The sequence below is a fragment of the Bradyrhizobium sp. McL0616 genome, from assembly GCF_049993385.1.
In the GTDB taxonomy this organism is placed as follows: Bacteria; Pseudomonadota; Alphaproteobacteria; order Rhizobiales; family Xanthobacteraceae; genus Bradyrhizobium.
Genome location: NZ_CP188255.1, coordinates 6,371,208 through 6,395,262 on the forward strand (window position 1 = coordinate 6,371,208; position 24,055 = coordinate 6,395,262).

Annotated in this window: 18 protein-coding genes and 4 pseudogenes; 8 read left to right on the plus strand and 14 right to left on the minus strand. The window is 63.1% G+C overall.

Annotated elements, in window-relative coordinates; translation table 11 throughout:
* Positions 1-132 precede the first annotated feature (132 nt).
* On the plus strand, positions 133-1,347 hold the full coding sequence (rocD, locus tag ACPPVR_RS30785) for an ornithine--oxo-acid transaminase (RefSeq protein WP_426610307.1): 1,215 nt from the start codon (positions 133-135) through the stop codon (positions 1,345-1,347).
* Positions 1,348-1,373: 26 nt separating this feature from the next.
* Here the strand turns inward: rocD and ACPPVR_RS30790 are convergent, their stop codons facing one another.
* The 3 genes and pseudogenes from ACPPVR_RS30790 to ACPPVR_RS30800 form a co-directional block, all read right to left on the minus strand.
* Positions 1,374-2,558 carry a cytochrome P450 gene (locus ACPPVR_RS30790; protein ID WP_426610308.1) on the minus strand — a complete coding sequence of 395 codons (1,185 nt, stop codon included), beginning with the start codon at positions 2,556-2,558 and terminating at the stop codon, positions 1,374-1,376.
* Positions 2,559-3,028: 470 nt separating this feature from the next.
* Complete coding sequence (locus tag ACPPVR_RS30795) at positions 3,029-5,533, minus strand: arylsulfatase (protein ID WP_426616215.1); 2,505 nt, start codon at positions 5,531-5,533, stop codon at positions 3,029-3,031.
* Positions 5,534-6,026: 493 nt separating this feature from the next.
* A pseudogene (locus ACPPVR_RS30800) lies at positions 6,027-6,191 on the minus strand (sugar phosphate isomerase/epimerase); the annotation flags it as partial.
* A gap of 1 nt (position 6,192) precedes the next feature.
* On the opposite strand from ACPPVR_RS30800, the pseudogene ACPPVR_RS30805 reads away from it, so the two are divergent.
* A pseudogene (locus ACPPVR_RS30805) lies at positions 6,193-6,384 on the plus strand (aminotransferase class III-fold pyridoxal phosphate-dependent enzyme); the annotation flags it as partial.
* Between the two features lie 253 nt (positions 6,385-6,637).
* Here the strand turns inward: ACPPVR_RS30805 and ACPPVR_RS30810 are convergent.
* A complete protein-coding gene (locus ACPPVR_RS30810; RefSeq protein ID WP_426610309.1) occupies positions 6,638-7,102 on the minus strand; it encodes a hypothetical protein in 465 nt (154 codons plus the stop codon).
* Between the two features lie 369 nt (positions 7,103-7,471).
* Here ACPPVR_RS30810 and ACPPVR_RS30815 point away from each other — a divergent pair, with 369 nt between their 5' ends.
* The 4 genes and pseudogenes from ACPPVR_RS30815 to ACPPVR_RS30830 form a co-directional block, all read left to right on the plus strand.
* Positions 7,472-8,602, plus strand: coding sequence for an ABC transporter substrate-binding protein (locus tag ACPPVR_RS30815; RefSeq protein WP_426610310.1), 1,131 nt, complete (start codon positions 7,472-7,474; stop codon positions 8,600-8,602).
* Between the two features lie 20 nt (positions 8,603-8,622).
* Complete coding sequence (locus ACPPVR_RS30820) at positions 8,623-9,642, plus strand: ABC transporter permease (RefSeq protein ID WP_426610311.1); 1,020 nt, start codon at positions 8,623-8,625, stop codon at positions 9,640-9,642.
* Positions 9,636-10,424 carry an ABC transporter ATP-binding protein gene (locus ACPPVR_RS30825; protein WP_426610312.1) on the plus strand — a complete coding sequence of 263 codons (789 nt, stop codon included), beginning with the start codon at positions 9,636-9,638 and terminating at the stop codon, positions 10,422-10,424. The genes ACPPVR_RS30820 and ACPPVR_RS30825 overlap by 7 nt, the downstream gene beginning before the upstream one ends.
* Positions 10,425-10,429: 5 nt before the next feature.
* Positions 10,430-10,618, plus strand: a pseudogene (locus ACPPVR_RS30830) (methyltransferase domain-containing protein); the annotation flags it as partial.
* 615 nt (positions 10,619-11,233) lie between these two features.
* On the opposite strand, the gene ACPPVR_RS30835 reads toward ACPPVR_RS30830, so the two are convergent.
* The 9 genes and pseudogenes from ACPPVR_RS30835 to ACPPVR_RS30875 all read right to left on the minus strand — a co-directional run bounded on the left by ACPPVR_RS30835 (position 11,234) and on the right by ACPPVR_RS30875 (position 20,644).
* Entirely contained in the window at positions 11,234-12,097 is an 864-nt protein-coding gene (locus ACPPVR_RS30835) for a sugar phosphate isomerase/epimerase family protein (protein WP_426610313.1), read from the minus strand.
* Positions 12,097-13,287 carry a dihydrodipicolinate synthase family protein gene (locus tag ACPPVR_RS30840; protein ID WP_426610314.1) on the minus strand — a complete coding sequence of 397 codons (1,191 nt, stop codon included), beginning with the start codon at positions 13,285-13,287 and terminating at the stop codon, positions 12,097-12,099. The genes ACPPVR_RS30835 and ACPPVR_RS30840 overlap by 1 nt, the downstream gene beginning before the upstream one ends.
* A 136-nt stretch (positions 13,288-13,423) precedes the next feature.
* Positions 13,424-14,575, minus strand: a complete 1,152-nt coding sequence (locus ACPPVR_RS30845) for a Gfo/Idh/MocA family protein (RefSeq protein WP_426610315.1) — start codon at positions 14,573-14,575, stop codon at positions 13,424-13,426.
* Positions 14,572-15,968, minus strand: a pseudogene (locus ACPPVR_RS30850) (hypothetical protein). Before ACPPVR_RS30850 ends, ACPPVR_RS30845 begins: the two are co-directional and overlap by 4 nt.
* A gap of 5 nt (positions 15,969-15,973) precedes the next feature.
* A complete protein-coding gene (locus ACPPVR_RS30855) occupies positions 15,974-16,822 on the minus strand; it encodes an ABC transporter ATP-binding protein (RefSeq protein ID WP_426610316.1) in 849 nt (282 codons plus the stop codon).
* Positions 16,819-17,811, minus strand: a complete 993-nt coding sequence (locus ACPPVR_RS30860; protein ID WP_426610317.1) for an ABC transporter substrate-binding protein — start codon at positions 17,809-17,811, stop codon at positions 16,819-16,821. The genes ACPPVR_RS30855 and ACPPVR_RS30860 overlap by 4 nt, the downstream gene beginning before the upstream one ends.
* A gap of 51 nt (positions 17,812-17,862) precedes the next feature.
* Positions 17,863-18,672 (minus strand): ABC transporter permease, encoded by an 810-nt coding sequence (locus ACPPVR_RS30865; RefSeq protein ID WP_426610318.1) that lies wholly within the window; start codon positions 18,670-18,672, stop codon positions 17,863-17,865.
* Positions 18,673-18,926: 254 nt separating this feature from the next.
* Positions 18,927-19,586: a TetR/AcrR family transcriptional regulator gene (locus ACPPVR_RS30870; protein WP_426610319.1), complete on the minus strand. Its 660-nt coding sequence runs from the start codon at positions 19,584-19,586 to the stop codon at positions 18,927-18,929.
* Positions 19,587-19,795: 209 nt separating this feature from the next.
* Positions 19,796-20,644 carry a VOC family protein gene (locus tag ACPPVR_RS30875; protein WP_426610320.1) on the minus strand — a complete coding sequence of 283 codons (849 nt, stop codon included), beginning with the start codon at positions 20,642-20,644 and terminating at the stop codon, positions 19,796-19,798.
* Between the two features lie 208 nt (positions 20,645-20,852).
* Here ACPPVR_RS30875 and ACPPVR_RS30880 point away from each other — a divergent pair, with 208 nt between their 5' ends.
* Positions 20,853-21,746 (plus strand): sugar kinase, encoded by an 894-nt coding sequence (locus tag ACPPVR_RS30880; protein ID WP_426610321.1) that lies wholly within the window; start codon positions 20,853-20,855, stop codon positions 21,744-21,746.
* Positions 21,747-21,763: 17 nt separating this feature from the next.
* Positions 21,764-22,672, plus strand: coding sequence for a ribokinase (gene rbsK, locus ACPPVR_RS30885; protein WP_426610322.1), 909 nt, complete (start codon positions 21,764-21,766; stop codon positions 22,670-22,672).
* Positions 22,673-22,693: 21 nt separating this feature from the next.
* Here the strand turns inward: rbsK and ACPPVR_RS30890 are convergent, their stop codons facing one another.
* Complete coding sequence (locus ACPPVR_RS30890; RefSeq protein WP_426610323.1) at positions 22,694-23,914, minus strand: NAD(P)/FAD-dependent oxidoreductase; 1,221 nt, start codon at positions 23,912-23,914, stop codon at positions 22,694-22,696.
* Positions 23,915-24,055: the final 141 nt, after the last annotated feature.

Here is a 24,055-nt window from a genome sequence, read left to right on the forward strand (position 1 = left end):
GAAAACAACCCCATGCACAGTAGCGGAGAGGTTGGCCGAAAAAGCCCGGTGGATCGACAGAACCGTTTGACACGTCGGGGCAAATCGGCAGCATCGCGCGCTTGGCAGCGCTGCCCAAGGGAGTGACGAAAGATGAGCTCCTCGGTCACTGATTTCCTGGCAACGGAAGCGCGCTTCGGCGCCCATAATTACGCGCCGATCGGGGTCGTCCTGTCGCGCGGCGAGGGTGTCTGGGTCTGGGATACCGAAGGCAACCGTTATCTCGATTGCCTCTCCGCCTATTCCGCGGTCAACCAGGGCCACTGCCACCCCAAGATCCTGGCGGCGATGGTGGAACAGGCACACAGGCTGACGCTCACCTCGCGCGCCTTCCACAACGACCAGCTAGCCCCGTTCTACGAAGAGATCGCGGCGCTGACCGGCTCCCACAAGGTGCTGCCGATGAACAGCGGCGCCGAGGCGGTCGAAAGCGCGATCAAGTCTGTGCGCAAATGGGGCTATGAGGTGAAAGGCGTGCCGGATGGCCAGGCCGAGATCATCGTCTGCGCCGACAATTTCCACGGACGCACGCTGGGCATCGTCGGCTTTTCAACTGACCCTGAGACCCGCAAGCACTTTGGGCCGTTCGCGCCGGGCTTCAAGATCATCCCGTTCGGCAACGCCGCCGCGCTGGAACAGGCGATCACGCCAACCACCGTCGCCTTCCTGGTCGAGCCGATCCAGGGCGAAGCCGGTGTCATCATTCCCCCGGCCGGCTATTTCACAGAGGTCCGCGAGCTCTGCACAGCCCACAACGTCATGCTGGTGCTCGATGAGATCCAGACCGGGCTCGGCCGCACCGGCAAGCTGCTCGCCGAACAGCACGAGGGTATCGAGGCGGACGTGACGCTGCTCGGCAAGGCCTTGTCCGGCGGCTTCTATCCCGTGTCGGCCGTGCTCTCGAACAGCGACGTGCTCGGGACATTGCGCCCCGGGCAGCATGGCTCGACCTTCGGCGGCAACCCGCTTGCCTGCGCGGTGGCGCGCGCGGCAATGCGCGTGCTGGTCGAGGAAGGCATGATCGAGAACGCGGCCGTGCAAGGCGCGCGCTTTCTGGAAGGATTGAAGGACATCCGTGCCAACACGATCCGCGACGTACGCGGACGCGGCCTGATGCTGGCGGTCGAGCTGCATCCCGAGGCCGGCCCTGCGCGCCGCTACTGCGAGGCGCTCCAGGGCAAGGGCATCCTCGCCAAGGATACCCACGAGCATACGATCCGCATCGCCCCGCCGCTGGTGATCACCAGCGACGAGGTCGACTGGGCGCTGGAGCAGTTCGCCACGACCCTGACGCAGGATTTCTCTTGAGGATCCGCCTCTCCCTCGCGCCGGTCCTATTGCAGTAGAAGCGGCAGATTAAGCGGGCCGCGGAAACCGAATCCGTGCCAGCGCACGCTCGCGGGATCAGGTAAGGTCATGTTTGGGAAGCGCTCGAACAGCATCGGCAGCAGGATCTCGCCGACAGTTCGCCGCGACAGATGTGCGCCCGCGCAATGATGCGGGCCATTGCCAAAGGCCTGGTGGGGATTGGGCTCGCGAAGCGCGTTGTAGTTCTCGCCATCCTCGAAGACGTCCTCGTCTCGGTTGGCGGAGGCCTGGATCGTCATCACGGTGTCGCCCTTCGGGATGAAGCAGCCGCGCATCTCCGTGTCCTCCATGACAAGCCGTGAACTCGCCTGGATCGGCGCCACCCACCGGACCCCTTCCTCGAAGGCGGCGCGCCATTTGCCGTCTGCTCGCACTGAATCGAGCTGACCGGGATTGGTGAGCAGGCCGTAGAGGATCGTCAGCAGGGCGTCGCGCGGCTCGTTGATGCCGCCGCCGATCGCGATCTTTACATTGGCGATCATCTGGCTTTCCAGAATCGGATTCTTCGCGTTCACCATGAAGGAGAGCGCCGAGGAGTCCGGCTCGGCCCGCACGCGTTCGACGTTGGCGCGGATACATTTGTCCATTTCCGCATTGGCGATGTCGGTCGCCTGGAAAGGCCCTGGCGTCCAGCCGAAATTGCCGGCACCGTCGATCAGCGTCTGCGACCACCGCTGCATGTCCTCATCACTCGCGTCCGGAACGCCGATCGCATGCGCCAGTATCCGCGCGGCAAGCGGTCCCGCGAGGGCAGGAAAGAGATCGACAACCTCGCCGCGCGGCAGCCGGTCGAGATACGTCACCGCCAGTTTCGCATACAGCGGACCCCATACGGATTCGATCGTCTTCGGCATGAGGGCCGGCATCATCGCCATGCGTTCGGCCCGGTGCTCGTCGTGGTCCTTGCGCATCAGCGTATGCGCGAGAAAGGCGCGCTTCATCGGCGTGTTCGGATCGTCGGAGCTGAACAACGCCGCGTTGTCCTTCACGTATTTGGTGTCGGCGGCCTTGGTGAGAAACGTGCGGCCCACGGATTTGACGCGCAATACGGGCGCTTCGCGCCTCAGGCGCCTGTAGATTGGATAGGGGTCGCGCGTGAGGTCAGCGATCGTGATCGTCTCGTCCAGGGGGCTCAAGGCGGCAGTCGACATGACGGGTGGTCCTGTTGGCCACGCGTCAGTATGAGCCAAGGCGGGGCAAGCGCAATGGGCAGGCGCAAAACGGCGCAACCCCGGCGTCCGCCGCACCGAACCGATTGCGAGAAGACTTCAGGACAAAGCCCGATCATACTCGGAGAAAATCCGCCATCGACAGGGACAATCGCGCCGTTGAAGGTCATGCATGCGAGCGACGCTAAGCCTGCTCCGTAACGGGATTTGAGGCAGGAGCCATTACCTTTTGCTATCCGAGACCTTCGTCAGCCGCGCCGGAGAAACGCAGTTGCACCGAGTGCCAGAGCGCCAAAGCAAACGTCTCGTCGGCGTAGCGGCTCGCTGTTGTTGTCCTTCATAATCATCGGAGTCTCCTATCGATCAATGGGCCAACTTCTGATTACTGGTGGCCGACCCCGGACTGAATCGATCCTTGTCGACTATGCGAAGAGTCGCCAACGGCTCTCCGCTTACTTGGCCCTCCCTACCGCTGATAGGGACGAGTCCACTGCACGATCAGCCGCTCCCGCCTCCGCGCCCTGCTCCGCGGCGAACGGTTCGAGCTTGAAGGTCAGCTTTTCGATCTTGCCCGTGAACTTGAAAGGAGCATCGTAGCGATACTCGACGAGCGCCAGCGGTGTGCGGGTGTCCTGGCCGATGTCGAAGGTTTCGTCCTCCGGGAACGTGATCGGGGTGGTGTGTTCCATGGAGTTTTTCGCCACTTCCTTGCCGTCCACAGAGAGCACGCCTGTCCCTCCCTTGCCCAAGCCCGGACCATCCGACTTGAAGTCAAAGACGATGGTGTGCTTGCCGGCTTCGAGCTCGGGTCCCTCCCAGACCGTGCGCTTGAGATCGAGCAGGTTGTAGAGGAACACCACCTTGCCGCGTCCGACGCCAAACTCACCCTTGCTCAGGAAAAGGCCGTAGCCGCCGAAACGCCCGCCGTGAGTGACGATCATGCCCTCCGCACCGCCTTCGGGTATCTCGACCTCGGCGGTGACGGTGTAACTCTTGTTGAGGATACTGGGCGCTGCGCTCGCCGGCGTGCCGATCAATTCGCCGGAGTAGGTGAACTCCGCGCGTCCCGCGGTGAGACTCGGACGCGGCGTGTTCCATCGCGCGAGCGTCGAGTTGTCGATCGGCAGCACGTTGTACTTCTTCGCCTCGGAATAAAAGACGTCCTGCAGCTGCTTGAGCTTGTCCGGCATCTTCGAAGCGAGGTCCTCGGACTGGGTGGGATCGTCCTTGACGTTATAGAGCTCCCAATTGTACCCAGTGATCACGTCCGGCGGCGCCTTGGTGCTTAGCTCCCACGGGAGCGTCGCAGGAGTCGTCGCTGCGACCCAGCCATCCTGATAGATTGCGCGATTGCCCAGCATCTCGAAATATTGCGTCTGGTGGGTGGAGGGTACGTTCGCGTTCGCCTTGTCCCACGTGTACGTCATGCTGACGCCCTCGATCGGAATCTGTTTGATTCCGTTAATCGTGTCGGGTTGCGAGATGCCGGTCGCTTCGAGGATAGTCGGCACGATGTCGATGACGTGATGGAACTGGCGGCGGATACCGCCCAAATCGTTGATGTGGCCAGGCCAGGACATGACCATGCCCTGAGCGGTCCCGCCGAAGTGCGAGGGCACCTGCTTCACCCATTTGAACGGGGTGTCCATCGTCCACGCCCAGCCCGCGGCGTAATGCGGGAACGTCCGTTCCGATCCCCAGAATGGATACCAGAGAAACTGGTCCTTCACCGGCACGGAAACGCCGTTGAAGGTGGTGAACTCGTTGGGTGTGCCGTTGAGCGTGCCTTCGGCGCTCGCGCCGTTATCGCCACCGATGTAGACGATCAAGGTGTTGTCGAGTTCGCCCAAGTCTTCGACCGCTTGGATGACCCGCCCGATCTCATGGTCGGCATAGGCGAGATAGGCGCCATAGACGTCCGCCTGCTTGATGAAGAGCTTCTTCTCGTCCCAGCTCAACGAGTCCCATTCCGGCAGCTCTTTCGGCCACGATGTCAGCTTGGCATTCCCGGGCATGATGCCGAGCCGCTGCTGGTTGACGAATATCTTCTCTCGCACCCTGTTCCAGCCCTCGTCGAACAGGTGCATGTCGTTGATCTTCTTGACCCACTCGGGTGTGGGATGATGCGGCGCATGCGTCGCGCCCGGCACGTAGTAAACGAGCCACGGCTTGCCCGGTGCGACTTCCTTGAGCTGCTTGATGTGCTGGATGGCCTCATCGGCCATCGCCGTCTCCAGATTCCAGCCAGGATTGTCGAGGAAAGGATAGATAGCCGTCGTATTGCGGAAGAGATTCGGCTGCCACTGGCTCGCATCGCCACCCACAAAGCCGTAGAAATATTCAAAGCCCATTCCGTTCGGCCATTGGTCGAACGGCCCCGCCTGGCTCGACTGATAGGACGGCGTGTTGTGGTCTTTGCCGAACCATGAGGTCGCGTAGCCGTTCACTTTCAGAATATTGCCGATCGTGCCTTTCTCGATTGGAATGATCGAATCGTAGCCCGGGAAACCCGTTGCGATCTCGCCAACCACCCCATAGCCAACCGAGTGATGGTTGCGTCCGGTGATCAGCGCCGCTCGTGTCGGTGAGCAAAGCGACGTGGAGTGGAAATTCGTGAAGCGCAGCCCCTGGGCTGCGATGCGATCCATGGTTGGCGTAGGTATGACGCCGCCGAAGGTGCTTGGTGCACCGAAACCCTGGTCATCCGTCATGATAAGCAGCACGTTGGGCGCGCCCTTTGGCGGCACCACGCGCGGGGCCCACCAAGCCTTGGACTCCGAGGCTCTCTCCTTGATCACCCCACCGAATTTCGGATCAGGCGGCGGAAGCTGTTGTCCGGTGATTGTTGTGGTGGCGCTGGGCGAACCCGGGACACCTGTAATCTGCTGAGCCAATGCCGAACCGCAACCAAGGGCGAGAAGACTTGCGCCCGCAAGCATACCGTGACTGATTTTCATGGCGGAAAACTCCCGGTGAGAGCCAAGTCCTACCTTCAGTCGTCGCCTTATCCTTCCTTTGTGAGGCCTCCCCGGCCGGCCAACGGAGAAACGCGGAGACCCGTGATGGCTTTCGTTGATTGAGGCGCGCGTCCGCAGCAAGGTGTTCTCGATAACATGTCAGGCATCCTGACGATCGTGGACCGCAAAAAAACTCTGCGCCCGACACGACAGGAGAGCAAGCACGATCGCCGCCGCAATTGCGAAGGGCGTGTCTGACATGATTCCAGCGACGACCGTTGTGGGTCATCCGCGACCGGGTCGAGCCAGCAGTAAGTCCGACCACCGTTCTGCCGCTGAGAGCGGGGGTAAATTCAGAGGGGCTATGCCGACGGCCGCCAGGCTGGTCGAACCCGCCCTGGACGAGTTCTATCCCGTCCTCAGCAGCGAACAGAAGGCGCGCTTCAACACGCCGCAACAGTTCGCAAGCCCGTGGGAACAACCCTCGCGGGGCCTACACCACCGTCCGGTGCCGCTCGATGCAGGTGCGCAGCACCTCGTCCATCGGTCTGCCCCACCAATCGTTGGAGAAGATCTCGATCTCCGAATAGCCGGCATAGCCCTGCGCCTCGACTGTGGCGCGCGACCGTTCGATGTCGATGACGCCCATCATGCCGCGGCTGGGGGTCGAGCTGCATCCCGAGGCCAGCCGCGCGCGCCGCTACTGCGAGGCGCTGCGGGGCAAGGGCATCCTCGCCAAGGATACCCATGAGCACACGATCCGCATCGCCCCGCCGCTGGTGATCACCAGCGACCAGATCGACTGGGCGCTCGAGCAATTCGCCACGACCGTGACGCAGGATTTTTCTTGAGGCTGCCTGCGCCCGAAGATCGCAATGCCGGCCGCGGCCAGCAACGAACCTTTAATCAGGCTTGCCCAATGTCCGCTATGCCCTTGTAGCGATCAAATTCCGCAGGCGGCGAAACGACGCGATGGGCCAAGATCAGAAGTGAGTCACGGCGTAGACCCGCTACCTACGACGTCGCGAGGGCTCTGCGTGCCAACCTCTGACGCAACCGCCCCTCTACGCGCCAGCGCGGCAGATGAGCGATATCTGCTCAGGGTCATTTGGTGGCAACGGTCTCCTCGAACAGCTCAACCTTGCCGCACGTGTTGTCTGTCACCGCAAATACCTCGTATAGATCGATCTGCGGCTTCATGCCGTAGCGCTGGATGATGCCCTCGAGCCACGGCCCGGTGTAGAACGCCTTGGCGTCCTCAATGCGCTCCCACTGGTACACGCCGCCCGCCCAGCCGCTTTCGGACCAGATGAAGTGCTTGCTGATCAGCCCCGTCACCTCGCGAAAGTTAGGTGCGATCTTGTGAAAGTGCTTGCGACATGCGGCGTAGTCGATCTGCGGCGGCAGTTTGTATCGTACAATGGCGGTAATCATGCGACCTCCTACCTCCTTGTAAGGATGCCCGCGCACAACATTGATGGCATTCCCGGGATCACGCAAGCGACGCGCGAAGCCGACATTGGTCAAAGGCGCAAAGCCTAACGTGTAGCTTCCGTCCTGCTGCAACACACCAACTATTCCAGAGCATGCTGGACTTGGCGTTAGAAGTTCGGGCTTGTCCTGCATGATCTTGGTATGGGCGTCGCTCAATTCGCGCAACGCAGGCACTATGCTGGTGCGTGCCTACGACCGAAATATCGATCATCTACCCGCATCGATCGCGATCAAATGCGACAGACGCTGCCGTGAGTAGGTCAACACGATTGACGAGAGCGTCATCGCCGCGCTGCTATCTCCTTCGAATTTTTTGCGCTAATATGAAGCGCTTCATACGACCGTAGCAGACGGGCTCGGATGATGCTCCAAGAGAGGTGAGCTAAGCCGCGCAAAGCGCCACCCGGTTTCTATTCCATTCACACGCGAGTTTGGGAGCGACACATGGAAAATCGCGAAATTGGCAACAGCTTAACGAAAGGTCTGTCCGAAACGAAGCGGGACGCTTTCTCCCGCCGCTCGGTGCTGACGTTGGTTTGCACCCTCGGCGCCGCGGCGCCGTTCGGGATGTTCGGAGCGGCTCGAGCGCTGACGGCATCCGGGCCTGGATCGTTGTCTTATATTCCTGGCGGGCCTCCTATTTGCCGCGCCGCCGCGAACAGTGAAGAGCTGCAGGGCCCACCCCGCCAACTCAAAATCGCCTGGAACGCGAACGCGGCGTGCACGGTCGCTGCGGCAGTCGCAAAGGAACGAGGTATCTTCGCCAAGCACAACCTCGACGTCGATTTCGTGAATTTCGGCGGCCCGACCGACCAGTTGTTGGAGGCGATTGCAACTGGCAAGGCAGATGCCGGTTTGGGATTGGCCCTGCGCTGGCTCAAACCGCTGGAGCAAGGTTTCGACGTTCGGATCACCGCCGGTGTGCACGGCGGCTGCATCCGGCTCCTCGGCTCCAAGGCTGCGAATATTGACAACCTCGAGTCCCTGCGCGGCAAGGCTATCGCAATTAGCGATCAAGCGAGCCCAGCGAAGAACTTCTTTTCGATCTACCTCGCCAAAAAGGGCATCGATCCGGCCCAAGAGGTAGAGTGGCGCCAGTACCCGGCCAACCTGCTCGCGCTTGCCGTCGAAAAGGGCGAAGTGCAGGCGCTAGCCGAGATAGATCCGCTGCCCTATCTGTGGCTCAAGGAAGGCAAACTTAACGAGATCGCGACGAACCTAACGGGTGAATTCGCCGACCGCACCTGCTGCGTTCTCGCGATACGTGGCAGCCTCACCCGAACCGAAATGCCGGTGGCGGCCGCTCTGACACGATCGATACTCGAGGCGGCAGACCGAGTTGCCAGTGATCCCGCTGATGCCGCAGCAATCTATTCGGGCTACGGCGGGAGAGGGTCCATAGAGGATCTCGCCACCATGTATGGCAGCCATACTCACCACAATCATCCCGTCGGGGCGGCGCTCAAGAAGCAACTTTTACTCTACACCGATGAACTCAAAGCAGTGAACGTCATCAAGCGAAGCACTGACCCGGCCAAGTTCGCCGACCGGATTTATCTTGATGTTCTAAGCTGAGCCGATTGGGAAGATCCGCAGTGAGCTCGGTCATCAATGACGTGCCGAGGCCATCAGAGAAATCGGGTTTCGGCTTTTTTGAAAGTTCAACCACCCGGTCGTTAAGCGGCGGACTGTCTGTGGCTGGCGCATGGTCTATAGTGGCCGTGCTCACTGCGTTCTGGCCGGATAAGCTCGAAAGCGATTGGGCCTACACGGGCGGCTTCGCCATTGCCTGCGGCGCATTGGCCGTTGCCCTTGCCTTGGCGGCCTTTGCCGGCGTTCGTTTTGTTGCTTTTCAGCGTCTCCAGCGGCTTTATCCGTGGCTGTTCGCGCTCGCGCTGTTTTTGGCTGCTTGGGAGGCCGTCACAGCAAAGCTCGGATTGCTGCCGTTGCCGTTTTTTCCGCCGCCGCAGGCCATTGTCGAAGTCGCAATCGACGATTGGGCACGACTGGCTGAAGGCGTCTTCGCCTCAGCTCGTCTGCTCGCGACCGGTTATTTTCTCGGTGCGGCAGTGGGTTTCGTGACCGGCGTGACGATCGGCTGGTCGCCGCTCGCCGGTTATTGGATCCACCCAGTTTTGCGGTTCATCGGGCCGCTGCCCGCGACGGCTTGGCTGCCGCTCGCATTTTTCGTTTTCCCGTCGAGCTTCAGCGCCAGCATTTTCCTGATTGCGCTCGCCACCGGATTTCCGGTCACCGTGCTCACCTGGTCGGGCGTCGCCGGCGTGAAGAGCGCCTATTACGATATCGCGCGGACATTGGGAGCAACCCAGAGCTTCCTCGTCCTCAAGGTCGCCATTCCGGCGGCAATGCCACATGTCTTTGTTGGCCTGTTCATGGGTCTGGGCAACTCCTTTGCGGTTCTTGTCGTAGCCGAAATGCTGGGCGTGAAGGCGGGGCTCGGCTGGTATTTACAATGGGCGCAGGGTTGGGCGGCCTATGCCAATATGTACGCCGCCCTGCTGCTCATGGCGTTCTTGTGCTCCGGGCTGATCACGCTGCTGTTCCGCTTGCGGGACCGCCTGCTCGCTTGGCAGAAAGGTCTGGTGCGATGGTAGCGGCGATCGCAAGCGATCACGCGGTCCGTGGATCGACGCTAACGCTGCGCGACGTGAGCCATGGCTTCGATTTCGAAGGGCAGCCCCTGCCGGTATTGGACCGCATCAGCCTGCAGGTCGGCCGCGGCGAATTCGTCGCTCTGCTGGGACCGAGTGGGTGCGGAAAATCGACGTTGCTGCGGCTGGTCGCGGGGCTCGACACTCCAACAGGCGGCTCCCTGCTCACGGAGGGAAGGGAGATCGAAGCACCCGATCCGTCGCGCGTCGTGGTTTTTCAAGACCCAACGCTTTATCCATGGCGGACGGTTTGGAGCAACGTTGCGCTCGGTCTGGAAGCCCGCGGGTTGCTGCGCACCCATCGCGGACGGATCGAAGACGTGTTGCGCCTGGTGGGGCTCACGGGCTTCGCCAATGCCTACCCGCACCAGCTTTCCGGCGGCATGGCGCAACGCGCGGCTCTGGCGCGTGCGCTTGTCAACGACCCGAAGATTCTCATTCTCGACGAACCTTTGGGCCAGCTCGACTCGCTGACTCGCATCGCGATGCAGGCGGAACTTGTATCACTTTGGCAGCGCTCGAGCTTCACGGCGCTGCTGGTCACGCACGATGTCGAGGAGGCGCTCTTGCTCGCCGGCCGCGTCATCGTGCTGAGCGACCGACCTGCACGGATCAAGGCCGAAGTCGTCAACAGCCAGCCCTATCCTCGCCACCGGGGCGATCCACACTTCGTTGAGCTTCGTCGCGAGGTGTTCCAGCATCTCGGCCTCGATGAGGCATGGTAGCCATCGAGGGTGGCACGTTCGACCGCGCTTTGCCGCTTCTCGTGCTCCACTTCGTTCCCGAAGCCGGCAAGGCAGTAGCCGAGATGCGCCGCGTCGTTCGGTCGGGCGGCGTGGTCGCGGCAGCGGTGTGGGATCATCTCGGCGGCATGCCCGGCATGCGCATGATGGTCGACACGGCGGCCGCGCTTGGTGAGCATCGTTCCCTAACTCGACGGTCGGAGCCGTCTCTTCCGGGGTCCTGAACCCGAAATCGTTCACCCAACCGCGCAGCGGCTACCGATCTTGGTTTGGGACCCATTCCTGCGCGGTCGAGTCCCAATGATGCGTGTCGTCGAAGTGTTTCCAGAGTGGCCGCCCTGGCTTGCTCTCACCCTTCTGTCGGGTTGCATTCAGTCCGCGGAGTTGGACGACAAGCGTCCCAGCCATCATCACCCATTCGCGAGCGTTATATCGGGAGTTCCATTTGATTGTCGCGAGCATTGGATGCCTCCTTCAAAGTTAGAAGCCTTGGCCATATTAACCCAGGCCAAGGACACAGGGATGTAAACTACTTCACAGTGAGCCAACATCTTCGACATAGCCGCGAGCGATCTCACCGCGCTGCGACCGTACTCCACGTTCGCTCGATATTCGGGCGTCCGGCATCGGTCGTGCAGGCTTGAGGCGCTTGCCACGGTGATCGTCATTGTCCTGGTGGCTGCCGGCGCTATTACGCCGGCGGAAAGTCGGCGGCGACGAACGCGTCCGATGTCGCGCGCCTCAACACAATGCAACAGGTCGCAAGCCCGTGAGGACAGCGCTCGTGCGAGCTACACCACAGTCCGATGCCGCTCGATGCAGGTGCGCAGCACCTCGTCCATCGGCCTGCCCCACCAGTCGTTGGAGAAGATCTCGATCTCCGAATAGCCGGCATAGCCCTGCGCCTCGACGGCGGCGCGCGACCGTTTGATATCGATGACGCCGTCGCCCATCATGCCGCGGTCGTTGAGGATGTCCCTGGTCGGCACCAGCCAATCGCAGACATGGAATGCGAGCAGGCGGTCCTTGCCAGCGCGCGCGATCTGGCCCATCAGCTCCGGATCCCACCAGATGTGATAGACATCGAGCGCGACGCCGAGCATGCCGGTGCGGCCGGGGTCGAGCCGGTCACAGATATCCAGCGCGTGCTTTGTGGTGTTCACGCAGGCGCGGTCGGCGGCATAGGCGGGATGCAGGGGCTCGATCGCCAGCGGCAGGTTTGCCTGTTTGGCGTAATCGAGCATTTCGGCCAAGGCGTCCTCGACCTGCGTCCGCGCGCCGGCGATGTCCTTTGATGCCTCGCTGCCGGGCCGCGAATATTGCGGCAGGCCGCCGACGACCAGCACGATGCAGGGCGCGCCCAGCGCTTTGGCCTCGTCGATACAGCGCCGGTTGTCGTCGCGGACCTCGCCTCGGCGCGAAGCGTCCGAGGTGAACATGCCGCCACGGCAATAGCCGGAGAGATCAAGCCCCGCATCGCGCACGGCGCGCACGGCACGATCGAGGCCGACGGTTGCGACCTGATCGCGCCAGGGGTCGATGGCCCGGATGCCGTGCTTTGCACAGGCGTAAATGATCTGAACGAGGTCGCCCTGCTTGCGCACTGTCGCCGTGTTCAGCGACAGCCAGCGGTGGTCCGAGGAGAAATCGCGCATCAGGATTCGATCCCGTGCGAGGCCAGCACCGTCTTCATCCGCCGCGTCGCCAGCTCCGGATCGGCGAGCAGGCCGGCCTGATCAGCCAAGCGGAACAGCTCGGCCAGATGCAGCGTCGAGCGCGTGCTCTCCTGGCCGCCGACCATAGTGAAATGATCCTGGTGGCCGTTGAGATAGGCCATGAACACCACGCCGGTCTTGTAGAAGCGCGTCGGCGCCTTGAAGATGTGGCGCGACAGCGGCACGGTCGGCCCCAGCACGTCGTGGAAGCCGGCCTCGTCGCCGGCAGCCAGCCGCGACAGCGCGTAGGACGCCGCCGGCGCGATAGCATCGAAGATGCCGAGCAGCGCGTGCGAAAAGCCTTGCTCGTCGCCAGCGATCAGCTCCGCGTAGTTGAAGTCGTCGCCGGTGTACATCTTGATACGCTTGTCCAGGCGCCTGCGCATGTCGATCTCGCGCTGCTTGTCGAGCAGCGAGACCTTGACGCCGTCGACCTTGGCGGCGTTGCCGTTGATGATGGCCACCGCCGTGTCCATCGCCTTGTCGAGATCCCCGGTGCCCCAATATCCCGTCAGGGCCGGATCGAACATGTCGCCCAGCCAATGAATGATCACGGGCTCCCGAACCTGCGAGAGCACGCGGTCGTAGACCTTGGCGTAATCATCGGCGTTGCGGCCGAGCTTGGCCAGCGCGCGCGACGCCATCAGGATGATGCGGCCGCCGACCTTCTCGACTGCCGATATCTGCTCCTCATAGGCGCGAATGACGTCGTCGAGGCTCTTGGCATCCTCGACTGCAAGATGGTCCGTGCCTGCACCGGAGAACACCAGCGCGTTGCGCCGCTTGGCGGCGGCGACCGAACGCGTGATCAGCTCCAGCGAGGTCGGCCAGTCCAGCCCCATGCCGCGTTGTGCGGTGTCCATGGCTTCGGCGACGCCGAGGCCGAGATCCCAGACGTGCTCGCGGAAGGCGATGGTCTTGTCCCAGTCGACGGCGACGGAGAGCCAGGGATCGTTGTCTGCAAAGGGATCGACGACCGTGTGCACGGCCGAGAACGCGATGCGGTTCAGCGTGCCTTCAAGCCGCGCCGGAAAGGTTCGCGAGGCCGCGAGCCGGTAGGTCTCGATCGAACGATCGGCCTTCGGCAGTTTTAACGACAATGACGACGTCGGCTGGACGGGCTTGTTCATGATTTCGGACCTCTCCCCGTCATTGCGAGGAGCGAAGCGACGAAGCAATCCAGACCGTCGCCGCGGAGGGACTCTGGATTGCTTCGCTTCGCTCGCAATGACGGCTTGGTAAACATCGCGACTTATCCAATAGCCTTCAGACCTTGATCGGGGCGACGTCGATCCAGCGCCGCTCCTTCCAGCTCTTCAGCGCGCATTCGGCCAGCTGCACGCCCTTGACGCCTTCGAGCAGCGTGAACTTGTAGGGCGCATCCTCGTAGACGTGGCGGATGAACATCTCCCATTGCTCCCTGAAGCCGTTGTCGTAGGCGACGTTGTCCGGCAGCTTCTGCCAGTCGCCGTAGAAATCGTGCAGCCGCTTCTCGTCGGAATTCCACACCGGCCGGGGCGTCGCCTGCCGTGCCTGGATCACGCAATCCGAAAGGCCCGCGACCGCCGAGCCGAGCGTACCGTCGACCTGGAAAGTGACGAGATCGTCGCGATAGACGCGCGTCACCCAGGACATGTTGATATGCGCGATGGCACCACCCTTGAGCTGGAACGTCGCATAGGCCGAATCGTCGGCGGTCGCCTTGTACTTCTTGCCCTGCTCGTCGTAGCGCTCTGGAATGTCGGTGGTGCCGATGCACATAACGCTCTCGACCTCGCCGAAGAGGTTGTCGAGCACGTAGCGCCAGTGGCAGACCATGTCCAGAATGATGCCGCCGCCGTCCTCGTCGCGGTAGTTCCAGGACGGCCGCTGCGCCTCCTGCCAGCCGCCCTCGAACACCCAATAGCCGAACTCGCCGCGCACGGAGAGGATGCGGCCGAAGAAACCGGAATCGCGCAAGAAAGCGATCTTCTTCAGGCCGGGCAGGAACAGCTTGTCCTGCACCGTGCCGTGCTTGACGCCCTTGGCGTTGGCGAGCTTGACGACCTCGAGCGCCTCTTCGAAATTCGTCGCGATCGGCTTCTCGCAATAGACATGCTTGCCGGCATTGATGGCCTGGGTCAGCAGGCCGGGCCGGGCCTGCGTGGTGGCGGCGTCGAAGAACATGGTGTCGTTCTTGTCGGCGAGCGCCGCATCGAGGTCGGTGGTCCAGCGCGTGATGTTGAAGCGCTTGGCAAGGCCCTCGACCTTCTCGGCGCTGCGGCCGACCAGGATCGGATCGGGCATGATGCGGTCGCCGTTCGTCAACCTGACGCCACCCTGCTCGCGGATCGCGACGATCGAGCGGATCAGATGCTGGTTGAGCCCCATGCGGCCGGTGACGCCGTTCATGATGAGGCCGAGGCGTTGGGTGGTCATGCCGATTTCTCCCAGAGTGATTTTGGCTGTTCGAGCGGGGCCAGCGCCGACCAGTCCGGATGGACCGACGTCGCAAAGCCCATTGCGTTGAGCGATCCCGTCAGGAGATCGCCGTCGTGAATGGAGAGCCGGACGCCCCGCCCCGCGTCGGCATAGAGATCGGGATGCGCGGCCGCGAAAGCCTGCGCTTCAGCCGCAGGGGTCTCGCCAAAGCCATCGACATAGTGGTGGCCGTTGCGCTCGGCGTGGGTAATGCCGATGAAGGCCCCAAGCGCGAGGTCCTGCTGCACGGCGAGGCCGGCCTGGCAGGTCAGGTCTTCGCCCGTCACAAAAATCTCGCTCCGCTTGCACTCCATTTCGCCGCGCGCGTTGCGTTGACGATGGATTTGTAAAACCCCTTGCAGGATTTCGACGAGATACCGCAATAGCCGAGCGCCCGTGCCGACGGGAACGCGTCGTAGGAATCATCGGCTTCATCGATGATGAAGCCGTGCGCGGCCAGAGAGCCCAGCGGTGATTGCCGGGTGATGTCGCGCGGCATCGGTTGCTCGACATAGAGCAGACGCGATGAGATCGGCCGCAAAGCGAGGTCGCGATCGAGCCGGTCCATCAATGCTTGCAGCGCCGCGAGATCGGCATACTGCTCATTCGCGTCGAGCGTGACCTTGTAGTCATGGCCGAGCGTGTCGAGTTCCTTGCCGATGCGCGCCAACCACGCCGCATCGGCTGCGGGATCGCCGGACAGCTTCAGCTTGAAATAGCGCGCACCGGCATTCTCGCGGGCATCGGCAACGCCGCCCTCGCCTTCAACGGTGTCGTCGAGACCGACGGTATGCCTGATCGCGACGCGCGACAGCGGCTTGCGGCCTGTGAGAAACTGCGCGATGTCAGCCGCCTTCAGGTCGGGTGACAGCCGCGCATCGATGCCGGCGATATTGCCGGCCATGCCGTCGAAGAAGTTGGTCTCCGCGGCACGCAGCAGCGCATCGAGGATGGCCTTGTCGATCTCCGCCGGGCCGTAGGCTGCGGCCAGCGCCGGAATGTTCTTTTTCGCAGAGGTCGCGACCTGAGCCCCGATGCACGAGGCATGCAGATCGAACGCCGTCAGGAATTCAGTCCGCACCAGGTAGAGCCCACGCGCGATCGCCAGCACGCGGCGCAACTCATCGACCGTCTGCGCCGGCGACAGCTCCGGCCGCTTGTCGAACCACTTTGGCACCAGCAGCTCGGCGCTGGCGCCAACCGCGGTTCCCCTGCCCTCGACCTCGATCTCGACCCGCACGAACAGCTGCGGCGTCGCGTCGATCGTGATCGCGCCAAAGCGGAACGGCCGCGCGAAATGCACGGGTCGTTCGAACAAGGTGATATCTCGCAGCTTCAGGCGCGGCGCCATGGTCGTTAATCCAGTGCACCCTGTGAGAAGAAATGCTTGCGGATGCGCTGCACGAGCTCGGTGAAGACCGGATCGGCCATCACGTCGAGCGAGCGCGGGCGCGGCAACGGCACCTCGTAGACCGCGGCAACCGCACCGGGGCGTTCAGTCATCACGAGCACGCGGTCGGCGAGAAACACGGCCTCGGGGATCGAATGCGTGATCAGGAGCACTGTCTTCCTGGTCTCGCGCTGGATCCGCATCAGCTCGACATTCATGCGCTCGCGCGTCAGCGCATCGAGCGCGCCGAACGGCTCGTCCATCAGCATGATCTTGGGATCATGCACTAGCGCACGACAGATCGAGGCGCGCTGCTGCATGCCGCCGGAGAGCTGCCAGGGCAGCTTCTTCTCGAACCCTTCGAGCCCAACCATCTTCAGTAGGGCCTTGGCGCGAGCGAGATATTTGTCCCGCGGGAGCCGCTTCATGTCGATCGGCAGCATCACGTTGGACAGGATGTTGCGCCAAGGCAGCAGCAACGCGTTCTGGAACACGATGCCGACATTCCCGTGCGGCGCCGTCGCCTTCTCACCCTCGACCAGGATCTCGCCGCTCGACGGCGGCAGCAGGCCGGAAATCAGCTTGAGCAGCGTGGACTTGCCGCAGCCGGACGGGCCGACCACGACGAAGAACTCGCCCTCGTTGATGTGAAAGTCCAGCGGCCGCAGCGACGGCACGTCGCCGTCGCGCGTCCGGTAAGTCTTCGACACGCCGGATAGTTTTATGCCAGACGCATCGTTAGCGGCCCGGTCGCTCACCAGTCTCAGATGCGCGGCCGGCTGCACGGCGTCGTCAGGTCTGGCGGCCCGGTTCACGATTCGCCCTTCGGCAGATAGTCGTTGGTGTAGAAGGCCTTCGGATTGTCCTTGGCCTTGGCATCGAGCCCGCCATATTCGACCATCAGATTGACGCTGTCGGTCATGTTCTGGTCGGTGACCTGGAACGGCCGCTTGCTCTTGGTCTCAGGCGTGCGGTAGAGCGGAATGGTCAGCTCAAAACCTTGCGTCAGCGTGTCGATCTTGCCGCCCTTCGGGTTGGCATCGAGGATCGACTGCGCCGCAGCCTTCGGCTCCTTCTCGGCGGCTTCGACTGCCTTGGTCGTCGCCGACATGAAGCGTCGGACGAGGTCAGCATTGGCCTTCACATAGTCGGAGTTGGCGATGATGCCGGAGGAAACCATGTTGATGCCGTAGTCGGCGAACTTGATCGGATAGACATCCTTGCCGGTGGCGTCCTTGATCTTCATCGACTGATCCATGACGTAGCCGAGCAGCAGATCAGCCTGGCCGTTGATGACCGCGTTGAGCTTGGTCTGGCCGTCGCCGGCAACGGTGGTGAAGTCGCTCTCCTTCAGGCCGGTCTTCTTCAGGAACAGCGGCCAGATCTGGGTCATGGAATTGGCCGGCGTGATCGCCACGGTCTTGCCCTTGATGTCCTCGGGCTTCCTGATGTTCTTGTCGGCAAAGCCCATGGCGGACATCGGGCTGGTCTGGAGCAGCACGCCGGTCGCGATCACAGGCGCGCCCTTGATCGCGGCGCGCATCATGGTGGGAACGTCGACATAACCGAAGTCGGCGGTCTTGGCGGCGACGGCCTGCGTGGTCGCAGCCGAACCCCGGCCTTCCTGGATCTCGAGGTCGATGCCCTCGGCAGCATAAATGCCCTTGGCCTTGCCGTAATAGAACGGCGCGTGCTCGCCATAGACGTACCAGTTGAGCATCAGCACGACCTTGTCGGCCGCCTGAGCCGGCACGGCCGCGAACATCATCAGCGCCGCCGAGACAGCCCCTATCCACCGCTTCATCGTCACTCTCCCTTGTCGTTATGTTTCGGCCGTTGGTGGCCGTTGCTTAAGTTAAGAGGCGAAAATCACGTCCTCGCGCTGGCTGACATGCCAGGGAATGACCAGTTTCTCGATGCGGTCGACGATCCAGAACAGGATGACGCCGAGCAGCGCCAGGATCACCAGCGCCGCGAACATCGTCGGCAGGTCGAAGGTGCCGATCGAACGCTGCATCACGTAGCCGATGCCCGAATTGGAGCCGACGAACTCGCCGACGACGGCGCCGACCACGGCGAGCGTCACCGACACTTTGAGGCCGGAGAAGATTGCAGGCAGCGCATGCGGCAAATTCACCGCACAAAACACCTGGAAGCGGCTGCCCTGCATGGCGCGGGCGAGATCGACCATGTCGGGGTCGACCGACTTGAAGCCCTGCACGGCCGACACCACCACCGGAAAGAAGCCGAGCAGGAAGGCCGAGATCACCTTTGGAATGATGCCGAAGCCGAACCAGACCACGAACAAAGGCGCGATCGCGATCTTCGGCACCGATTGAGAGAATACCAGCAGCGGATAGACGTAGCTCTCCACCGTCTTCGAGCCCGCGATCAGCATCGCGATGGGAATGCCGAACAGCGCGGACAGCATGAAGCCGCAGACGGTGGCATAGGTGGTCGGCCAGGACTGGCGCAGCAGCTCCGGCCAATCGGTCCACAGAACCGCGACGACGTCGGCCGGCGACGGGATCTGGTAGGCGGGAATCCTGAACAGCCGGATCGCGAGATCCCAGGCCACGACGATGAAGATCAGGAACAAAAACGGCCGGATCCAGGCCGCATTCAGCATCTTGGACACCGCACTCTGCGGCTTCAACTCAGCCACGTCTCGCTCCCGATCTTCTTTTCGTTCGGGGGAGAAATTAACCGATTGGATAAATACTGTCTAGTGGTTTCCCTGTGACGTTTTAGACCTCGATGTCATTCCCCGCGAAAGCGGGGAACCCAGTACGCCGCGGCCTATCGGTTCAACCGCAACCGTCTCGGACTACCGGATCGCCCGGTCAAGCCGGGCGATGACGGCTGAGGTTGGGGGAACGACAGACGATCCGTTCACCGGTGCGCGGATTGCGTACGCAGCTACACCGTCTGCGCCACCGCGGCGCGCGACTTCGGTGGCTTGGCGATCTCCAACAGCGCCGCGGACTGTCCCGTCAGCGCGGCCAGCACGAGGCCGGCCATGTGCGCGAGCCGTTCGTCCTTGGCGTCTTTCGCAAGCAGGTCGCGGCCGAAGATCACGCTCAGCGTCGCCGAGTTCGAGAGATAGAAGAAGCTGAGCGCCGCGATCGAGATGTAAAGCTGCACCGGATCGACCGCGACCTGGAAATCGCCGCTGTCGACGCCGCGCCGCACCACGGTGCGGATCATCTCGACGAAGGGCGAGTGCATCGACTTGACCTTGGCCGAACGCTTCAGATGCTTGGCGCGCGCGAGGTTCTCGGTCTGGAGCAGCGACAGGAATTCCGGATTGCGCAGGAAGTAGGTCCAGGTGAACTCGATCAGGCGCTTGATCGCTTCGGGTGGATCGAGGTGCTCGAGATCGAGCCCACGCTCCTCGCTGCGGATCTTGTCATAGGCGCCTTCGAGCACCGCGAGATAAAGCTCGTCCTTGTTGCCGACGTGGTAGTAGAGCATGCGCTTGTTGGCGCCGGCTTCTGCCGCGATGCGGTCGACGCGTGCGCCGGCGAGCCCGTGGGCGGAGAATTCCTGCTTGGCGGCTTCGAGGATGCGCAGCCGCATCCCTTCGGGATCGCGTTGCCATTTCAGAGTTCGCTTTGCCTTCGCCTTCGCCAAACCGGTTGCTCGCTGTTACTCGTCCAGATCGGCTTTATCATGCACGCGGCTCGCCGCATAGTTTCGTCATTGCGAGCGCAGCGAAGCAATCCAGACGGCTACCGCGGAGACTTCGTCGCAAGGGCGCCTCGCAATAACGGGTGGCGAGATCAGCGTCATTCCACTGGCTTCGGCGAACGCTCCAGCAGCACCGTCTGGATGCCGCAAGTGCCGTTCCGCACCGTCATGATCCGCGTGCCCGGCTTGCGGCCGTTGCGCACGTCGGTGACGTCGAGGCCGGCGGCGAGCAGGCGGGCGCGGGTGGCGTCGATGTCGGCAACCCGCCAGCTCAGGCCCCAGAGACTGTCGTGTTTGGAATCGCCGCCCGCCACGGGACGGCGCACCACTTCGACGACGAGGTCGCCGCAGCGGAAGAACATCAGCTGGCCCCAGTCCTGGTGCGAACGATCAAGCGCCAGGTCGAGCCCGAGCCGCGCGCCATAGAGCGCCGCGGCACGGTCGGAATCCTCGGTGGTGATCACGACGTGGTCGAGTGCGTCGATCGGCGCAACGCCGGTCGCAGCCGACTTGGGACGCTCCTCGGCCAATTCGAGGAAGAACATGCGCACGCCGCGCGTCAGCTCGGTCGCGGCCCGCGTGCGCTTCCAGTGCAGCACCGCGCTCGTCTCGGAATTGCTGCTTTCGACCTCGGCGACCGGCTCCGGCTTGAGCGCCACGCGGTCGAGCCGCCGGTGCATCTTGCCCATGTCTGCGACACGAAAGCACAGGCTGGCGAGCACGCCCTCGCGGTCGTCGAGCAGCGCGCGGATCCGGTCCGCTGCCACGCTGAACCCGCTCGGCGCCATCAACTCGATCGTCATGTTCGCAAGCGTGAACAGCACGCGGTCGGCGCCCTCGCCGGAATTCTGCCAGGCCGGCGCCCGCCCCAACAGCGTCTGATAGGCCGCCTTGGCCGCACCGATATCCTGGACCAGAGCGACAATGTGATCGAGGCCAGTGATCATATTCCCCCCTTTTTACAGACCTGGAACAACCGGCCGAAACACGGCATTCGTCCGGGCTTGGCATTGCCCTGTCATGGTCGTATTCCGGCCCCTTGCCGACCTCAAGCGCCTGGTGACAGTTTTGCGAATAATTTCAGCGTCTCCCGCGCGGAACCGGTGCTAGAGTAAGTCCGCCGGCCGGGACCACAAAGCGCATCACGGACAACCAATGCAGGCTCTCTTTATCGGACAGACCTATATCGACGTCGTCTTCATCACCGACCACATGCCGACCGGCGACGAGAAGCACGTAGCCTCGGACTACGCGGTTTCCTTCGGCGGCAATGCGGTGACGGCGGCGTTCTGCTGCGCCAAGCTCGGCATCGTTCCCGATCTCATCGCCACCGCGGCCAATGACTGGCTCGGCCGCATGTTCATGGACATGTGCGCGAAATACGCGATCTCGCTGCACGGGCGGAAGGTGAACCAGTCATCGCTGTCCTTCATCATGCCCAAGGACGGCAAGCGCGCCATCGTCCGCTGCCGCGACGACGACCATATCCATCCGTTCCCGATGCTCAATCTCGGCGGCTGCCGCGCACTGCACATCGACGGCCACCAGCCGGATGCCGCGATCCACTACGCAAAAGTCTGCCGCGAGGCCGGCATTCTGACCTCGCTCGACGGCGGCGGCCTGCGCACCAACACGCATGAGCTGCTGGAATTCATCGACGTCGCGATCGTGGCCGAGCGGCTGTGCGAGCAGATGGACCTGACGCCGGAGAAGATGCTCGACTACCTCAAGAGCCGCGGCTGCAAGATCGGCGGCATCACCATGGGTGAGAAGGGCCTGCTCTGGTACAACGAGACCGGCACGGTCGAGACCATGCCGGCGATGCCGATCCCGCGCGAGCGCGTCATCGACACCAACGGCGCCGGCGACGTCTTCCACGGCGCCTATGTGTATTCCTACCTCGCTCATCCCGGCAAAAGCTGGCGCGAGCATTTCGACTTTGCGCGGGCCGCCTCGACCTTCAAGATCCAGCGGCTCGGTAACGAGGCGGGACTGCCGACCCTTGTGGACATCGCCAAAGTCAGGCACGAGTTCGAGGTCAGGGTCTAGGCTTCGCAGAGGTTATCATGGGGCGCGTCTTCGTCGCCGGCAGCATCAACATGGATGTGGTGGCGACCGCCGATCGCCATCCCAAAGTCGGTGAGACCGTCGCCGGCAAGCAGGTGCTGTATTTTCCAGGCGGCAAGGGCGCGAACCAGGCCGTCGCGGCATCGCGGCTTGGCGTGAGGACCACGCTGATCGGCCGGCTGGGGAAGGATTCCTTTGGGGCGGAGCTGAGGACGTTCCTCACTGCGCAGGGTATCGATCCCGGCTCGATCAAGGACACGCCCGAGACGCACACAGGCACCGCTATCATCACGGTCGCGGCCTCCGACAATACCATCGTCGTCATTCCAGGCAGCAATGCGCTGGTCAGCGCGGACGATGTCGCGGCCGTTCCGCTGGCGAAGGGCGATGTCGCCGTCAGCCAGTTCGAGATCCCGCTGCCGACGATTGCCGCGTTCTTCCAGCGCGCGCGCAACGCTGGAGCGACGACGCTGCTCAACCCGGCACCAGCGCAGAAAATGTCCGGCGAGTTGCTCGCACTCGTCGACATCCTGGTGCTGAACGAGACCGAGCTCGGCTTCCTCGCCGGCGCGGAGCTCACCGACAGCGACGAGGCCGCACGGATCATCGACGTGGCGCGAAAGCTTCAGGCCCGCGATGACCAGACCATCTGCGTCACGCTCGGCAAACGCGGCGTGCTGGCGCTCGCCGGCCAGGAAGAATTTGCGGTGCCCGGCCGCGCGGTGAAGGCCGTCGACACCACCGGTGCCGGCGATTGCTTCGTCGGCGCGCTCGCGGCGCAACTGGCCGAAGGTGCCGCCTTGCGCACGGCCCTCGCCTTCGCCAATGCCGCCGCCTCGATCAGCGTGCAGCGCATGGGCGCCGGGCCATCGATGCCGACGGCGGCGGAAGTCGCCGCCGTTCTATAATGCGGCGCGAGGGAGAAGACATCAAGCCAGCGCGCTTTTCAGGTCGAAGCTTTCATCCCCGGCCTGCTCCGGCGTGATCGAGCGGTCCATGCCCTGCAAGCGGCGGCCGAACATGTGATCGCCGGCGCGGTTGATGGACTCGATGCCGAGCAGCCTGTCACCCTTGTAGCAGAACGCGGAGAACGCCTTCTTGGCGGGATCGCCGCGCAGCACGATGCGGTCATAGCCGGTGGTGAGGCCTGCGATCTGAAGCTTGTCGTCGCCCTGATCGCTCCAGAACCAGGGATGGCTGTCATAGACCTTCCTGTCGCCGGTCAGCCGCGCCGCGACGCAGCGGGCGTGGTCGGCGGCGTTCTGCACCGATTCCAGCCGCCACGATCCGCCGAAGCGCGGGCTTGCGAACAGCGCGCAGTCGCCGACAGCCGAAATGTCGGGATCAGCCGTCACGAGATATTCGTCGACGATGATGCCGGCCGCGACCGGCAAGCCCGCTTCCGCTGCAAGCTCGATATTCGGCAGCACGCCGACGCCGACCACGATCAGGTCCGCGGGCAGGTGCCGGCCGTCGCTCAAGGAGACGCCGGTGACCTTGCCGCCCTCGGCCTCGATGGAGGTTGCCTGCACGCCGAGGTGGATGCGGATGCCGGCCTCGCGATGCCGCGCCTGAAAATACTCCGAGACCTCTGCCGTCACCGCGCGCGCCATCACGCGCGGGGCAAGTTCGAGCACGTCGACCTCGAGCCCCTTGATCCGCGCTGTGGCAGCGAATTCGAGGCCGATGAAGCCGGCGCCGATCACCACCACCCGCGTCTTCGACGGCATGATCTTTCGCAGCGCCTCGCTCTCGTCGAGGATACGCAAATATTTCACGTCGGGCAGATTCGCATTCGGCAAATCAAGCAGTCGGTTGCGCGCGCCGGTGGCCAGCACGAGATGGCCGTAGGCAAGCGTCTCGCCCGAGGCGAGCAGGACTTTTCGCCCAGTGCGATCGATCGACACGGCGCGGCCCGCGATCAGCTCGATCGTCTGGTCGTGGTAGAATTTCTCCGGCCGAAACATCAGGCTCTCCGGCCCGGCGGAACCCTTGATGTAGGCTTTTGACAGAGGCGGCCGCTGATAGGGCAGATGCGCCTCGTCATTGATCAGACAGATGCGCCCGGCAAAACCGGCCTGGCGCAGGGATGCCGCGACCTGGTAGCCACCATGGCCGGCACCGACAATGATCACCGGACCGTCCGTCATTGGAACACCCCGACTTTCTGGACACAGGTGTACCCCACGTCGTCGCCTCTCTTGCTGATCTGGCTTGTCAGCCTCGTCGATGAGGAGCCGGCGCTCGTGTCCGTCCCTAAACGATGGCCACCCATTTGAGCCTATCGTTCC

Coding starts and splice junctions, on each gene's coding strand:
- rocD (WP_426610307.1), top strand. CDS start 133: ATGAGCTCCTCGGTCACTGATTTCCTGGCAACGGAAGCGCGCTTCGGC.
- ACPPVR_RS30790 (WP_426610308.1), bottom strand. CDS start 2,558: ATGTCGACTGCCGCCTTGAGCCCCCTGGACGAGACGATCACGATCGCT.
- ACPPVR_RS30795 (WP_426616215.1), bottom strand. CDS start 5,533: ATGAAAATCAGTCACGGTATGCTTGCGGGCGCAAGTCTTCTCGCCCTT.
- ACPPVR_RS30815 (WP_426610310.1), top strand. CDS start 7,472: ATGGAAAATCGCGAAATTGGCAACAGCTTAACGAAAGGTCTGTCCGAA.
- ACPPVR_RS30825 (WP_426610312.1), top strand. CDS start 9,636: ATGGTAGCGGCGATCGCAAGCGATCACGCGGTCCGTGGATCGACGCTA.
- ACPPVR_RS30835 (WP_426610313.1), bottom strand. CDS start 12,097: ATGCGCGATTTCTCCTCGGACCACCGCTGGCTGTCGCTGAACACGGCG.
- ACPPVR_RS30840 (WP_426610314.1), bottom strand. CDS start 13,287: ATGAACAAGCCCGTCCAGCCGACGTCGTCATTGTCGTTAAAACTGCCG.
- ACPPVR_RS30845 (WP_426610315.1), bottom strand. CDS start 14,575: ATGACCACCCAACGCCTCGGCCTCATCATGAACGGCGTCACCGGCCGC.
- ACPPVR_RS30860 (WP_426610317.1), bottom strand. CDS start 17,811: ATGAAGCGGTGGATAGGGGCTGTCTCGGCGGCGCTGATGATGTTCGCG.
- ACPPVR_RS30870 (WP_426610319.1), bottom strand. CDS start 19,586: ATGCGGCTGCGCATCCTCGAAGCCGCCAAGCAGGAATTCTCCGCCCAC.
- ACPPVR_RS30875 (WP_426610320.1), bottom strand. CDS start 20,644: ATGATCACTGGCCTCGATCACATTGTCGCTCTGGTCCAGGATATCGGT.
- ACPPVR_RS30880 (WP_426610321.1), top strand. CDS start 20,853: ATGCAGGCTCTCTTTATCGGACAGACCTATATCGACGTCGTCTTCATC.
- rbsK (WP_426610322.1), top strand. CDS start 21,764: ATGGGGCGCGTCTTCGTCGCCGGCAGCATCAACATGGATGTGGTGGCG.
- ACPPVR_RS30890 (WP_426610323.1), bottom strand. CDS start 23,914: ATGACGGACGGTCCGGTGATCATTGTCGGTGCCGGCCATGGTGGCTAC.